Annotated in this window: 11 protein-coding genes and 1 pseudogene; 7 read left to right on the plus strand and 5 right to left on the minus strand. The window is 62.9% G+C overall.

Translation table 11 applies throughout. The annotated features are described in order from the left end of the window. Positions 1 to 149: 149 nt before the first annotated feature. The 4 genes and pseudogenes from HDG39_RS26705 to HDG39_RS26720 all read left to right on the plus strand — a co-directional run. Positions 150 to 1592: a cytochrome-c peroxidase gene (locus HDG39_RS26705; protein ID WP_184010078.1), complete on the plus strand. Its 1443-nt coding sequence runs from the start codon at positions 150 to 152 to the stop codon at positions 1590 to 1592. A gap of 116 nt (positions 1593 to 1708) precedes the next feature. After that, a complete protein-coding gene (locus HDG39_RS26710) occupies positions 1709 to 2395 on the plus strand; it encodes an HAD family hydrolase (protein WP_184010079.1) in 687 nt (228 codons plus the stop codon). A 208-nt stretch (positions 2396 to 2603) separates the two neighbouring features. Then, positions 2604 to 2858, plus strand: coding sequence for a hypothetical protein (locus tag HDG39_RS26715; protein WP_018425055.1), 255 nt, complete (start codon positions 2604 to 2606; stop codon positions 2856 to 2858). A gap of 101 nt (positions 2859 to 2959) precedes the next feature. Further along, a pseudogene (locus tag HDG39_RS26720) lies at positions 2960 to 3223 on the plus strand (capsular polysaccharide export protein, LipB/KpsS family); the annotation flags it as partial. 127 nt (positions 3224 to 3350) lie between these two features. Here the strand turns inward: HDG39_RS26720 and cyoD are convergent. From cyoD to HDG39_RS26745, 5 genes are all read right to left on the minus strand, one after another. After that, entirely contained in the window at positions 3351 to 3692 is a 342-nt protein-coding gene (cyoD, locus tag HDG39_RS26725) for a cytochrome o ubiquinol oxidase subunit IV (protein ID WP_184010081.1), read from the minus strand. Further along, positions 3693 to 4298 (minus strand): cytochrome o ubiquinol oxidase subunit III, encoded by a 606-nt coding sequence (cyoC, locus tag HDG39_RS26730; RefSeq protein ID WP_018425052.1) that lies wholly within the window; start codon positions 4296 to 4298, stop codon positions 3693 to 3695. Continuing rightward, the gene (gene cyoB / locus HDG39_RS26735; RefSeq protein ID WP_184010083.1) at positions 4298 to 6319 is read right to left on the minus strand and encodes a cytochrome o ubiquinol oxidase subunit I; all 2022 of its coding nucleotides are present in this window, start codon (positions 6317 to 6319) and stop codon (positions 4298 to 4300) included. Before cyoB ends, cyoC begins: the two co-directional genes overlap by 1 nt. Before the next feature lie 3 nt (positions 6320 to 6322). Next, entirely contained in the window at positions 6323 to 7216 is an 894-nt protein-coding gene (gene cyoA, locus HDG39_RS26740; RefSeq protein ID WP_026226632.1) for a ubiquinol oxidase subunit II, read from the minus strand. A 391-nt stretch (positions 7217 to 7607) separates the two neighbouring features. Continuing rightward, entirely contained in the window at positions 7608 to 9164 is a 1557-nt protein-coding gene (locus tag HDG39_RS26745; RefSeq protein WP_184010085.1) for an NADH-quinone oxidoreductase subunit M, read from the minus strand. Between the two features lie 691 nt (positions 9165 to 9855). On the opposite strand from HDG39_RS26745, the gene HDG39_RS26750 reads away from it, so the two are divergent. From HDG39_RS26750 to HDG39_RS26760, 3 genes are all read left to right on the plus strand, one after another. Further along, positions 9856 to 10587, plus strand: coding sequence for an ABC transporter ATP-binding protein (locus HDG39_RS26750; protein ID WP_184010087.1), 732 nt, complete (start codon positions 9856 to 9858; stop codon positions 10585 to 10587). Beyond that, positions 10577 to 13156, plus strand: coding sequence for an FtsX-like permease family protein (locus HDG39_RS26755; protein ID WP_184010089.1), 2580 nt, complete (start codon positions 10577 to 10579; stop codon positions 13154 to 13156). Before HDG39_RS26750 ends, HDG39_RS26755 begins: the two co-directional genes overlap by 11 nt. Before the next feature lie 176 nt (positions 13157 to 13332). Continuing rightward, positions 13333 to 14415, plus strand: a complete 1083-nt coding sequence (locus HDG39_RS26760) for a lipocalin-like domain-containing protein (RefSeq protein WP_184010091.1) — start codon at positions 13333 to 13335, stop codon at positions 14413 to 14415. Positions 14416 to 14473 lie beyond the last annotated feature (58 nt).

Below are 14473 nucleotides of genomic sequence, written 5' to 3' on the forward strand. Positions count from 1 at the left end.
AGCTGTATTCGTGGCGCGGTGCGAAGCACGCGCGACACCGCGATCCGTGACGGCAATCGGGCCAGTGCCTGCGCGCTGGCTCGCTTGAGCCGCTGACATCTCCGTCCACGTCCCTGCTCACGTATCCGATCGATCTATTCGTCAACGCCATGAACCGACCGTCAGACGCATTCGCACCAGCGCCGCTGCCTGCCGGCGATCGACCGGACCCCGTGAACACTCGCCGCGCGTGGTTGCGGCTGCTCGCGGGGAGCACGGCGACTGTCGTGCTCGGCTTTGCCGCGTTCTCGGCGTACGCACTCGTCTATCCGGAGCGGATGCCGCCCGCGGTGGGCGGGATCGTCGAGCAGATCACCGGCGCGAATCCGCATCCGGTGCATCTGATGCGTCCGCAGCAAGCGCCGCTCAGTGCGGTTGCCGTGCTCGGCAAACAGATCTTCTTCGACAGGACGCTGTCCGCCTCGGGTCTGCAGTCGTGCGCGACATGTCACTCGCCGCAGCATTCGTATGGACCGGATAACGCGTTGCCGGTGCAGATGGGCGGCTTGCATCTGAACCGGGCGGGCTATCGTCCGCCGCCCTCGCTCGCGTATCTGTACCGGCAGGCGCCGTTCAGTATCGGCCCCGATCAGGGCGATACCGACGTTCCCGTCGACATGACGCTGCTCGCCTCGCAGGCTGCCGGCATGCAACGCGCGCAGAAAACCGCGCTCGCCGCGCCGGCGGCTGCGGCGATGGTGCCGCAAGGCGGCCTGTTCTGGGATGGCCGCGCCGATACCTTGCAGAACCAGGCAATCGGCCCGCTGACGAATCCGGTCGAGATGGCCAACGCGAGCGAAGCCGACGTCGCTCGAAAGCTGCTGCAAACGCCCTACCTCGACCAGTTCAAACGGATATTCGGAGATGGCATCGTCAACAATCCGAGCCTGCTGATTTCCGAAGCGATGTTCGCGGTGGGCCGCTATCAGACCGAAGATCCGTCGTTTCATGCGTTCACGAGCAAGTACGACTACTGGCTCGAAGGCAAGGCGCGACTCACGCATGCGGAACTGCACGGTCTGCAACTGTTCAACGACAAGGACAAGGCGAATTGCGCGGGCTGCCACCTGAGCCAGCCGAGCCGCGACGGCCTCCCGCCGCTCTTCACCGATACGCAATACGAAGCATTGGGCGTGCCGCGCAATCCGGCGATTCCGATGAACAAGGACCCGACGTTCTTCGACATGGGCGTATGCGGACCGTTTCGCGACGACCTCGCGAAGCAGACGCAGTACTGCGGCATGTTCCTCACGCCGACGCTGCGCAACGTCGCCGAACGCAAGGTGTTCTTCCACAACGGCGTGTATCACGACCTGAAGCAGGTGATGGACTTCTACAACCTGCGCAACACGGCGCCGGACAAGATTTATCCGTGCGATGCGTCGGGCAAGGTGATGAAGTACGACGATCTGCCGCCGCAGTATCACGCGAACATCGATATCGCCGACGCGCCGTTCGACCGTAAGTTCGGCGATCGACCCGCGATGACCGATCAGGACATTCTGGACATCATCGCGTTCCTGAAGACGCTGAGCGACGGGTACAGGGAATGACGCCGCGCGCGTAATGCAAAGCGAAGCGCGGCGCTGTCGGCCGCTCTTCGCGCTGCGGCCCGCGGGCCGGTGAGGTATCCTTGCCGGTTTGGCGAACCTTATCCCTACCCTCCCCGATGTCCGATTTTCCTTTCGACGCCGTGCTCTTCGACTGCGACGGCGTGCTCGTCGATTCCGAACCCATCACGAACCGCGTGCTCACCGAGATGCTTGGCGAGCTCGGCTGGTATTTGAGCGTCGAAGAGACGATGCGCATTTTCGTCGGCAAGACGGTCAGGGACGAAGCCGCGTTGATCGAGGCGCGCACCGGCTTCGCGATCACGGCCGAATGGCTGGCGCAGTTCCGCGCGCGTCGCAACGTGGCGCTCGACCATGAGTTGCGCGCAATCGACGGCGCGCCTTGCGCGGTCCGCGCGCTGCAGCAGACGTTGAATGGACGCATCGCGGTGGCGTCGGGCGCGGATCGCATCAAGATCGAATTGCAGCTCGTGAAGGCCGGCATCCTCGACTGCTTCGGCGGACGCATCTTCAGCGGCCACGAAACGCCGCGCAGCAAGCCGTTTCCCGACGTCTACCTCGCCGCGGCCGCGGGACTCGGCGTCGAGCCGACACGCTGTGCGGTCATCGAGGATACGGTGACGGGCGCGACCGCGGGCGTCGCGGCCGGCGCGACGGTATTCGGCTATTGCCCGACGCACCTCGGCCATAGCAGCGCGACCGCGTTGCATGGCGCGGGCGCGGTGCACGTGTTCAGGGAGATGGCCGAGCTACCGGCGTTGCTCGCGGGATGGGGCACGCGCTGATCGAACGACGTGTTGGCGGTTGAACGACACCGGCTTGCCGCAAGTTGGACAACGCCGATCAGTTTTCGACTGCGCAGATACGGTCGATCAGCGCTCGAGCCAGCACAGACATTGAATCCCGCCGCGTGGCATGGTGCGTGCAACTGGAACGTCCGAGCGTAAAGCTTTTGCGCGCTCTATACCCATCCAACGTTGCCGGAGATTCATCATGTCGAACTTGACCCTTGCCGACCTGTCGCGCTGCGACGACCTCGATCACGCAGCTGCACAGTCCGTGCGCGGCGGCCATTCGTGTTTCCCGCACGAATACCCACCTTCGTGTTACGGCGAAAAACCGCCGGTTCGCGGCCCGTCGTACTACAACCCGCCCTCCTACAACCCCTGCCAGCCCGTGCATTACGGCTGCGGGCCGGTCTACACTCCGGTCTTCCATCCGGAGCCGGGCAAAATCGTGCCGCTGTAAGCACGAGGCCTCGCGCCGTTGCGTACCATGGCGCAATCACGCACGGGTTGCGGCCCGGGTTGGTACCATCGGGCCGCATCGCGCGCTTCACACTCTTATTCGCCGACGATGCATCCATCCGCCTCGGCACGCGCGCAATCGGCACCGCCGATGCGCTGCTGCGCGAAGTCCGCCGCCTGCGGCCCGACGCATTCGTCGTCTACAAACCGCATCCCGACGTGCAATCAGGCAATCGAAATGGTCTGATCGACGCGCAGCAACTCGCCGACCTCGTCGATACCGAAGCGGACCTGCTGTCGCTCGTCGATGCGGCGGATGAAGTTCACGCGCTATCGTCGCTCGCGGGCTTCGACGCGCTGCTGCGCTACCCACTAGCAAAAGCGCGCGCCACGAGCATGATAAAAAAACAAACCGTCCAGACAAAACAAAAGCCCCGCAAGATCGAAATCTTGCGGGGCTTTTTATCGAGGCCAGCGCTAAAGCGTTATCCGCCTACCGCGACATCATATTCATACTAACGTTATGCATCACCCACAACGTGCCGCCAACCACGATCACAGCGGTCAGCACGGTGAACGCAAACGCCGTCACATTCCAGCGCTGCGACGACGACGTGTTCATGTGCAGGAAGAACACCAGATGCACGAGGATCTGCACGAACGCGAGACCCGCGATCGCGAGCAACGCGCTCTGGCCCGTCAACGTGCCGGTCATCACGATCGCGAATGCCGCGACGGTCAGAATGACGGAGAGCACGAAGCCCGCCGTATAGCTGCCGAAGCTGCCGTGACCGCCTTCCGAGTGTGCGCCATGGGCGCTATGACTATGGTCCATTTAGATCACGCTCGCAAGATAGACAAAGGTGAAAACGCCGATCCACACGACGTCGAGGAAGTGCCAGAAAAGGCTCAGGCACGTCAGACGGATCATGTCGCGTTCGGTCAGGTCGCGATGACGCATCACCTGCAGCGCCAGCACGACCATCCAGATCAGGCCGAACGTCACGTGCAGACCGTGCGTGCCGACCAGCGTGAAGAACGACGACAGGAACGCGCTGCGGCTCGGACCCGCGCCTTCGGCGATCAGGTGCGAGAACTCGCGCATTTCCAGCACGAGGAACGCGAGGCCCAGCAGGAACGTCACGCCGAGCCAGCCAAGCAGCACGCCCTTGCGGTTCTTGTGCGCGCCGAGCATCGCGAAGCCGTACGTGATACTCGAGAGCAGCAGCATCGTCGTTTCAAGTGCAACGCCCGGAATCTCGAACAGGTCCTTGCCGCTCGGACCGCCCGCGAACTGGTGGCTCATCACCGCGAACACCGCGAACAGCGCCGCAAAAATGATGCAGTCGGTCATCAGGTACAGCCAGAAACCGAACACCGAGTGCGACGGTACGTGGTCCGGCGCGAGTTGCGGCTCAACCGCAATAGTCTTCTGTAACATCAGTCCACCTCCAGCGCGACCTGGTTGCCGGCGCTTGCGCCGACACCGGCCACGGCACCAGCACCGCCGTTGCGTTTGTCCTCAATCAGCGCGACAGTGTCGGCAGGAATGTAATAGCCGTCGTTGTCCATGAAGCTGTAGATGATCACGGTGGCGATCGCGCCGACCGCGCCAACGATCGCAAGCCACCAGATGTGCCACACACCAGCAAAACCGAGCACTAGCGAGAACAGACCCACCAACAGACCCGCGGACGTATTCGACGGCATGTGAATGTCGCGATACGCCGGCACTTTGACACCGCCCTTGCGCGACTTCATTTCGGTGAACGCGTCGAGCGACCGGACCTCCGGGATATGCGCGAAGTTATAAGCCGGCGGCGGCGAACTCGTCGCCCATTCCAGCGTATGACCGTCCCACGGATCGCCCGTGAGGTCGCGGTTTTCCTTCAGGTTGCGATCGCGGATGCTGACGACCAGTTGCAGCAGTTGGCAAGCGATACCGATTGCGATCAGCACCGCGCCGAACGCGGCGGCGATCAGCCACGGATGCCAGGTCGGGTTGTCGTAGTGATTCAGACGACGCGTCATGCCCATGAAACCAAGCACGTACAGCGGCGTAAACGCAACCCAGAAGCCGATCTGCCAGAACCAGAACGCGGCCTTGCCGAGCTTCTCGTTCAGCTTGAAGCCGAACGCCTTCGGGAACCAGTAGTTGAAGCCGGCCAGATAGCCGAACAGCACGCCACCGATAATTACGTTATGGAAGTGAGCGATCAGGAACAGGCTGTTGTGCAGCATGAAGTCCGCGCCCGGAATCGCCATCATCACGCCGGTCATACCGCCGATCGTGAAAGTGATGATGAATCCGATCGTCCACAAAACCGGCGTCGTGAATTGCAGACGGCCCTTGTAGATCGTGAACAGCCAGTTGAACACTTTGACGCCGGTCGGGATCGAGATGATCATCGTCGCGATACCGAAGAACGCATTGACGTCCGCGCCGGAACCCATCGTGAAGAAGTGGTGCAACCACACGAGGAACGACAGCACCATGATCGCGCAGGTCGCCCACACCATCGTCTTGTAGCCGAACAGCGGCTTCTTTGCGTAGGTCGCGACGACTTCCGAGAAGATACCGAACGCCGGCAGGATCAGGATGTACACCTCGGGGTGTCCCCATGCCCAGATCAGGTTCAGGTACAGCATTGCGTTGCCGCCGGCATCGTTGGTGAAGAAGTGCATGCCGAGGTAACGGTCCAGACCGAGCAGCGCGAGCGTGACGGTCAGGATCGGGAACGACGCCATGATCAGCACGTTGGTGCACAGCGCGGTCCACGTGAACACCGGCATCTTCATGAACGACATGCCCGGCGCGCGCATCTTCACGATGGTCACGAAGAAGTTCACCCCGGTCAGCAACGTGCCGATACCGGAGAGCTGCAAGCTCCACAGGTAGTAGTCGACGCCGACACCGGGGCTGAACCGCAATTCGGACAGCGGCGGATAAGCGAGCCAGCCCGTCTGCGCGAATTCACCGATCACCAGCGAGATGTTGATCAGGATCGCGCTGATTGCCGTCATCCAGAAGCTCAGCGAGTTGATGAACGGGAACGCGACGTCGCGTGCGCCGATCTGCAGGGGCACGATGAGGTTCATCAGACCGACCATGAACGCCATCGCCATGAAGAAGATCATGATGACGCCGTGCGCGGTGAAGATCTGGTCGTAGTGATGCGGCGGCAAAAAGCCCGGGGCCAGGTACGACAGCGCCAGTTGCATACGCATCATGATCGCGTCGGCGAAGCCGCGCAGCAGCATGACGAAGGCAATGACGATATACATGACACCGATCTTCTTGTGGTCGACCGAGGTCAACCATTCGGACCACAAGTAGCGCCATTTGCCGAAATACGTGATTGCGCCGAGCACGGCCAGCGCAGCGAGGATCATCCCCGCGCCCGCCGTAACGATGATTGGCTCGTGATACGGGATCGCATCGAGCGTTAGTTTTCCGAACATGCGTTACCCCTTAGGCGCACAGTTAGCGTCCTTCATGTTGTCGAGGACGTTGCCGTTGTTGTAGCGGGCGATGATGTTGTTGAACAGCTTCGGATCGACCGTCGAAAAGTACCGCACCGGGTCCTTTTCGCTCGGCTCGGACACCGCGTGATAGCGGTCCATGTCGAGACGGTCCGACGAAGCGCGAACCTTGGCGACCCACGCGTTGAAGTCTTCAGGCGAGCTGGCGAGCGTGCGGAACTTCATGTCCGAAAAGCCCTTGCCGCTGAAGTTCGCCGCAGTACCCGCGTAGTCGCCAGCGTGATCGGCGATCAGGTGCAGGCGCGTTTGCATGCCCGCCATCGCATAGATCTGGCCGCCCAGCTGCGGGATGAAGAACGAGTTCATCACCGTGTCCGACGTGATCCGGAAGTTCACCGGTGTACCGACCGGGATCGCAAGCTGGTTCACCGAAGCGATGCCGAGGTCCGGATAGATGAAGAGCCACTTCCAATCGAGCGCGACGACTTCGACGTTGATCGGCTTGACCTGCGATTCGAGCGGGCGATACGGATCGAGCTCATGCGTCGTCCGCCACGTCAACACTGCGAGGAACAGAATGATCAAAGTCGGAATCGTCCAGACGACGACTTCAACCGCGGTGGAATGCGTCCACCCTGGCTGGTAGTCGGCGTTCCTGTTCGACGCGCGATAACGCCACGCGAAAAACAGTGTCATCAGAATGACCGGAACCACCACGATCAGCATGGCCCACACCGAAGTCGCGATCAGATCACGCTCCGCGAGTCCCACACTCCCCTTCGGATTCAGAATATCGAGGTTGCTGCAACCCGAAAGCAACAACATAAGGCTGGCGGAAATGAATCTTGCCGGCCTTCTCAGCGTCCGTCCTTTCATATCCACTGCCTCGTTTTTTTGACTTCAACGAACGTCATTCGACGGCTCTCCATTAATAAGCGCTCGCATAATAGGTGGGCGTCGAATGTCCGGTAAACACTCGATTCAGCAACGAACTATTGCGCCAAGACGAAGTGCGACACGTTGCCGCATTTCCCCGCACAGCCTATTCACCAGCGTCGTTCGCGACGCTCCGATACGAAGCATCGAAAGGTTGACGCATCGCAAGTCCCTTAAAAACAAGCACTAAAAAATCGCTGAGTGCGCGGCGATTCCGACGTACCTCACGACGCATGCATTCATCAAGGGACTAGTAGCGACGCGCAAAAGCGCAAAAGCGTCGCCGCATCCTGACGCATGGATGCAACAACGGCTCTTGCGCTCTGTTCTTTTAACCCGGAGTGTGCGCGGCGACGGGTGCCGCTCCGGGCGCCGCTGCCTGCAGATGCTCGCCGCCTTCCGTCGGCACGGAATCTGAAGGAAGCGCCGAGCGTTCCGATTGCGCGAGCAGCGTGCCGACCGACGGATCGATCGCATCGGTGAACGGCTTCGGATCGAGTCCGATCGCGAGCACCAGCAGCGCCAATGCACCGAGCAGCGCGAACTCGCGCTTGCCGAGGTCCTTCAGCTTCGCGACGCGCGCGTTGGCGATCGCCCCGAAAATCACGCGCTTGTACATCCACAGCGTGTAGGCCGAGCTCAGGATCAGGGTGGTCGCGGCGATCGCCCCGATCCAGAAGTTGAAGCGGATCGCGCCCATCAGCACCATGAATTCGCCAACGAAACCCGACGTGCCCGGCAGACCGATGTTGGCCATCGAGAACAGCATCACGAAAGCGGCAAAGCGCGGCATCGTGTTGGCGACGCCACCGTATTCGGCGATCGACGCGGATTTCGTGCGGTCGTAGAGCATGCCAGTGCACAACAGCATCGCGCCGGACACCACGCCGTACGAGATCATCTGCACGATTGCGCCGGACTGGCCGAAGCGGTTGAAGACGAACAGACCGAGCGTGACGAGGCCCATATGCGCGACCGTCGAATACGCGAGCAGTCGGCGCATGTCGGTCTGCACGAGCGCGAGCAGGCTCGAATAGATCACCGCGACGAGCGACAGCGTGATCATCATCGGCGCGAAGAAATGGCTCGCTTGCGGCGCGATCGGCAGCGCGAAACGCAGCAGACCGTAGCCGCCGATCTTCAGCATGCCAATCATCACCGCGGCGCCTGTCGGGCCGTCGAGGTGCACGTCGGGCAGCCACGTGTGCAGCGGCCACATCGGCACCTTCACGCCGAACGCGGCAAGGAAGCCGAGGAAGATCAGCGCCTGCGGCACCATGTCGAGGTGCGCTTCGCGCCACACGGCGAGGTCGAAGCTGTGCGTCTGGCTATACAGGTAGAGCAGCGACATCAGCATCATCAGCGAGCCGAGGAACGACACGAAGAAGAACTTCACCGCCGCGTACGTTCGGTTCTTGTGACCGTAGGTGCCGATCAGCAGATACAGCGGGATCAGCGTCGCCTCGAACGCAATGAAGAACATCATGCCGTCGAGGGACGTGAACACGCCCTGCATGAAGCCCGACAGCATCAGGAACGCGCCGAAGTACTGCGCGGTGCGCTGCGTGATCGACTCCCACGATGCGATCACGATGATGATCGTCGTGAGCGCGGTCAGCGCGACGAGCCACAGCGAAATCCCATCGATTCCCACATGCCATGCGATATCGAACGTCGGCGACCAGCGGACGTTCTCGACGAACTGCATCGAGGTCACGTCGTTACGGAAATTCGCCACGAGCGGAATCACCGGCAAGAAACCCGCCACTGCGCCGATCAGCGCGAGCCAGCGCGTGCGATTACGCGCCGCGTCCGACCCGGCGCGCAGAACCACGAACCCGGCGAGGATGGGGATCCAGATGAGAAGACTTAGGAGAGGCAATGGCATGTGCTCTGTCAAAACTTGAAGTACAAAACGCCGCGTCAACGCCCGCTGAAACAAGCAGGCTTTGAAATGGAAATGTAAGTTGGAGTTCGCCTGAAGTTGACGCGTGGAGGGGGGTTTCCCGCTACACGTTTACCCGCAGCCGACTGACCAAGGGTGGGAGATTACCAAGATAAGAATAATTTTGCATCGCAACAGCGGCGAAATCCGCGCCACAATACATCGTTGCGAGGTGGGCGCTTGCAAAATGCATGGAAATGTGCGCTTGCACATAGTTACAAAGGCGTCGTCAGGCCTTGATAGTTTGGCGGCAAAAGCTGGCAATTACCCGGAGATTGGCCGCTTTTAGACATTCGCTGGTTATGGGGGCTGGTCCGGCTGGGACGGATCGTGCTGTCGCGCGCTTTTTCGACGGTTGGGGACGAGCAGCAACCAAACACAAATTTGCCTCGTCGGCGATAAAAAAATTTTTGTGCGGGCGGTCTAAACCGACCGGCGAGGAGGTCGCTAAGGGAGCCGCGCGCCTCGATCAAGGTGCGCTGAAACTGTTCCACTCCAGGTGCACGGATCTTCCATTTTCATTACACAGACCAGCGCCGCTCCATGGTAACTGCTGCAGAAACTCGCGCGGCGAGGCACACTCAACTCGCGCAGCGGGCTCCCCTCGCCCGACTCCTTTTCCGGACCTCCTCGCATGGCGCTTCGTGACGACGTCGTACCCGCACTCGAATGCCGCGGCCTCAGCAAGCGGTACGGCACCGGCCGCATCGTGCTCGCGGAGCTCGACTTCACACTCGCAGCGGGCGAGTTCGTCGCGATCATGGGCGACTCGGGCGTCGGCAAGTCGACATTGCTCAACCTGATCGCCGGGCTCGACCGCGCCGATAGCGGCAGCGTGCTAATCGACGGACGCCCGGTCGAACAACTCGACGACAACGCCGCGACGAGACTGCGGCGCCAGAAGCTCGGCTTCGTGTTCCAGGCGTTTCACGTGCTGCCGCATCTGACGCTCGCGCAGAACGTCGCGCTGCCACTGCTGCTCAATGATCTACCGACGGCCGCCGCGCTCGACATGCTCGCGGCGGTCGGTCTCGGCGGACGCGGCGACGACTTTCCGCGTGATCTCTCCGGCGGCGAGTTGCAGCGTGTAGCCATTGCACGCGCACTCGTGCATCGTCCGACGCTGCTTCTCGCCGACGAACCGACCGGCAACCTCGACCCTGCCACCGCGCGCGACGTGCTCGGCCTGTTCCGCGCGCAAAGCAAGGCGACTGGCGCGGCGACGATCATGGTCACGCATTCCGAGGCCGCGGCCGCCGTGGCCGACCGCGTGTTGATCCTGAGCGACGGCGACTTGCATGGCGCGCGCGATAAGGCCGCGAACGTCGCGCAAGCCGCGGCCCGCTCGACCCACGATGGCCGTTGACCTTCGTCCACTGCCGCGCGCGCCGGGATATCGTGTTCTCGCGCGCTGGCTGATGGTCGCGGAATGGCGCAGTCATCGCGGACGCGCACTCGTCGCCATCGCGACGATCGCGCTAGGGGTCGCGCTCGGCTACGCGGTGCAATTGATCAACAGCGCCGCCTTCACCGAATTCTCGGCGGCCGCGCGCAGTCTGTCGGGCGAAGCGGATCTGCAGGTGCGCGGCGCGCAGCCTTTCGTCGACGAGTCGCTCTATCCGCGACTCGCCAACGAACCGGGCGTGGTGCTCGCGAGTCCCGTGCTCGCGCTCGACGTCGCGGTGCCGGGCCGCACCGGTGCACTGCCCGTTCTCGGCATCGACGTCTTCAAGGCGAGGTCGATCACGCCCGATCTGATCGGCGTGCCCTCGCCCGATCGCCCGTTCGACACGCTCGCCTCCGATGCGATATTTCTGTCGACGGCCGCGCAGCAATGGCTGAACGTCAAGACCGGCGACCACGTCACGCTACGCAGCGGTACGTCGGATCTGCATCTGCGCGTCGCGGGCGGGCTCGTGCGCACGCGGCCGGGTCAACGGCTCGCGGTGATGGACATCGCCGCCGCGCAATGGCGATTCGGCAAGGTGGGCAAGCTGACGCGCGTTGACGTGCAACTCGCACGCGGCGTCGATCGGCAACGCTTCAAACGCGATCTGCAACAGCAACTCGGCAGCACATGGGTAGTCGCCGAGACACACGACACTGAGAGCCGCACCGATCGCCTGTCGCGTGCTTACCGCATCAACATGAACGTGCTCGCGCTGGTCGCGCTGTTCACCGGCGCGTTCCTCGTGTTTTCGACTCAGGCACTCGGTGTCGTGCGACGCCGATCGCAATTCGCGATGCTGCGCGTGCTCGGGCTCACGCGAGCTCAGCTATTGCGGCAGATCCTGCTTGAAGGCGCGCTGCTCGGGTTGCTCGGCTCGTTGTGTGGACTTGCGCTCGGCTACGCGATGGCCAGCGGTGCGCTGCGCTTCTTCGGCAGCGATCTCGGCGGCGGCTATTTTCCCGGCGTGCAACCGCGAGTCGGTTTCGAGCCGCTCGCGAGCGCGGTGTTTCTCGCGCTCGGGGTCGCGGTGTCGGTGTTGGGCAGCGTCGCGCCCGCTATCGACGCGGCCCGCGCACGGCCTGCCCCGGCACTCAAGGCCGGTGCCGAGGAAAGCGCATTGGCGCGGCTCGCCACGCCGTGGCCGGCGTTTGGCTGTTTGCTGGCGGCCGCCGCGCTGACGCGCGTGCCGCCGTGGTTCGACGCGCCGATCGCCGGTTATCTGGCGGTCGCGTTGCTGCTCGTCGGCGGCATTGCACTGATGCCGCGCGTGACCGCGCTGATATTCGGCGCGGCAGGCCGCGCGCGCGGCACGCGACGCCGCGCGGGCGCGACGGGCACGCTCGCGATTGCGCGTCTCGCGAATGCGCCGGGGCAGGCGTCGATCGCGATGGGCGGCGTGCTGTCGAGCTTCGCGCTGATCGTTGCGATGGCGATCATGGTGGCCAGCTTCCGCGTGTCTGTCGACGACTGGATCACGCATCTGCTGTCCGCCGATCTGTATGTGCGCGTAGCGTCGGGCGGCAATAGCGGCGACAGTGGCGGCTTGCGGCCCGACGAACAGACGCGCATCGCGACGGTGCCCGGCATCGGCAACGCCGCGTTCGCGCGCATCACACATCTGACGCTCGATCCCGCGCGCCCGGACGTCGCGCTGCTCGCCCGCGAAATCGACGCGACCGATCCGGGCGCGACCCTGCAGATGACCGGCGCGGTGCTGCCGCCGTCCGTGCTTCGCGCCGGCGACATACCTATTTGGGTTTCCGAAGCAATGATCGACCTGTATGGGTATGAGCTAGGTCAACGTGTGCGGTTGTCGCTCGGCGAGCATGGCCAGACGTTCGTCGTAGCCGGCGTCTGGCGCGACTACGCGCGGCAGAGCGGCGCGATCCAGATACGGCTTGCCGATTATCGGCGGCTGACCGGCGACTCCACCGCAACCGATGTCGCCGTGACCGTCGAGCCGGGCGTGAGTGTCGAACGCGTCGTCGCAAGTTTGAAGGCGTTGCCGTTCGGCGCTTCGCTCGAGGTGTCCCAACCGGGCGAGATCCGTGCGCGCACGCTGGTGATCTTCGATCGCAGTTTCGCGGTCACGTATCTGCTCGAGGCGGTGGCGATCGTGATCGGGTTGTTCGGCGTCGCAGCGACGTTTTCCGCGCAGACGCTCGCGCGCGCCCGCGAGTTCGGGATGTTGCGCCACGTCGGCGTGACGCGCGCGCAGATTCTCGCGATCCTCGCTTCGGAGGGCGGTCTGCTCACCGCAAGCGGCATCGCACTCGGTTTCGCGCTTGGTTTCGCGATCAGCCTGATTCTCGTGTTCGTCGTCAATCCACAGTCGTTTCACTGGAGCATGTCGCTGCATGTACCGTGGTTCGTGCTGGGCACAGTCGCGTTGGTAATGCTGATGCTGTCGTGTACGACGGCGGTGGTCGCCGGACGCGGCGCGGTGTCGGTGGATGCAGTGCGCGCGGTGAAGGAGGACTGGTGATGCCAGCTGCGCGGCGTGCGTGGGAAATGCGGTTGATCCGGGATAGCGCGGCCATTCGCGAGGTTTGCTCTGCGCTTGATGGCTGCGCGACGTGGATCGCGCGCCGACACGGCGGGTCACCTGCGCGGCGCCTTCAGCTTTTTTTCCGAGGGCTACTTTGGATTGGCATAGCCGCTGTGTCGCCCTCCTTCGCCGCGAGTAGCGACTCCACTGGATCCACCCCGGTCGCCTTCGCGGCAGTCACGCCAGACCATCCGATCTCGTTTCCGCGGGACAGCGGTGCTCATCCGGCTTTCCGCACCGAATGGTGGTACGCGACAGGCTGGCTCACGACGCCCGACAACCGACCGCTCGGATTCCAGATCACGTTCTTCCGTTCGGCGACCGGTCACGATGCCGCCGATCCCAGCGATTTCGCCCCGTCGCAACTGATCATCGCGCACGCTGCGCTGAGCGATCCGGCCATCGGACACCTCGTTCACGATCAACGCATCGCTCGGCAGGGTCTCGGGCTCGCCTACGCGAAGGCCGCCAACACCGACGTCAAACTCGACGCCTGGAAAATGATTCGCGCCGCGGACGGCCACTACGACGTCACCGCCGATGCAAGCGGATTCTCGCTACACCTCCAACTCGCGCCAACGCAGCCTCCGCTGATTCAGGGCGAGCGCGGTTACTCGCGCAAAGGACCGCGGCCCGAACAGGCGAGCTATTACTACAGCGAACCGCAACTCCGCGTGACGGGCACTGTGGTGCGCCCAGCCGGAGGTGAAAACGACACGACGCGCGATGCAGCAGTGACGGGGACCGCATGGCTCGATCACGAGTGGTCGAGCACGTTGCTCGACGCCAATGCGGTCGGATGGGATTGGCTCGGCGCCAATTTGACGGACGGCTCGGCGCTAATGGCATTCAAGATCCGTAGCCGCGACGGACATGCAGTATGGGCCCACGCGACGCTTCGCAGACCCGATGGTCAGGTAACGAATTTCGACCCCGGTGAAGTCGACTTCACGCCGCGTCGCATGTGGCGCTCGCCGCACACGAATACCTTGTATCCGGTGTCGATGACGGTTAGAGCGGGAACGCTGACATGGCAACTCGATCCGCTGATGGACGATCAGGAACTCGACTCACGACAGTCGACCGGTGCCGTGTATTGGGAAGGCGCGGTACGGGTGAGTCAACAGAATGCGGATGTAGGGCGAGCCTATCTGGAACTGACGGGTTACGCGGATGCGTTGCGGATCGGAAAGTAGTGAAGCGCGCAAAGTCGGCCGCGTAAACGCAAAAACCCCACCGCGGCGGGTGGGGTTT

The sequence above is a fragment of the Paraburkholderia lebeckiae genome (assembly GCF_014201005.1).
Taxonomy (GTDB): Bacteria; Pseudomonadota; Gammaproteobacteria; order Burkholderiales; family Burkholderiaceae; genus Paraburkholderia; species Paraburkholderia tuberum.

Bases quoted from the DNA above. Each gene is read 5' to 3' on its own strand.
- HDG39_RS26750 (WP_184010087.1), top strand. From the start codon at position 9,856: ATGGCGCTTCGTGACGACGTCGTACCCGCACTCGAATGCCGCGGCCTC.
- HDG39_RS26745 (WP_184010085.1), bottom strand. From the start codon at position 9,164: ATGCCATTGCCTCTCCTAAGTCTTCTCATCTGGATCCCCATCCTCGCC.
- cyoC (WP_018425052.1), bottom strand. From the start codon at position 4,298: ATGTTACAGAAGACTATTGCGGTTGAGCCGCAACTCGCGCCGGACCAC.
- HDG39_RS26715 (WP_018425055.1), top strand. From the start codon at position 2,604: ATGTCGAACTTGACCCTTGCCGACCTGTCGCGCTGCGACGACCTCGAT.
- cyoA (WP_026226632.1), bottom strand. From the start codon at position 7,216: ATGAAAGGACGGACGCTGAGAAGGCCGGCAAGATTCATTTCCGCCAGC.
- HDG39_RS26705 (WP_184010078.1), top strand. From the start codon at position 150: ATGAACCGACCGTCAGACGCATTCGCACCAGCGCCGCTGCCTGCCGGC.
- HDG39_RS26710 (WP_184010079.1), top strand. From the start codon at position 1,709: ATGTCCGATTTTCCTTTCGACGCCGTGCTCTTCGACTGCGACGGCGTG.
- cyoD (WP_184010081.1), bottom strand. From the start codon at position 3,692: ATGGACCATAGTCATAGCGCCCATGGCGCACACTCGGAAGGCGGTCAC.
- HDG39_RS26755 (WP_184010089.1), top strand. From the start codon at position 10,577: ATGGCCGTTGACCTTCGTCCACTGCCGCGCGCGCCGGGATATCGTGTT.
- cyoB (WP_184010083.1), bottom strand. From the start codon at position 6,319: ATGTTCGGAAAACTAACGCTCGATGCGATCCCGTATCACGAGCCAATC.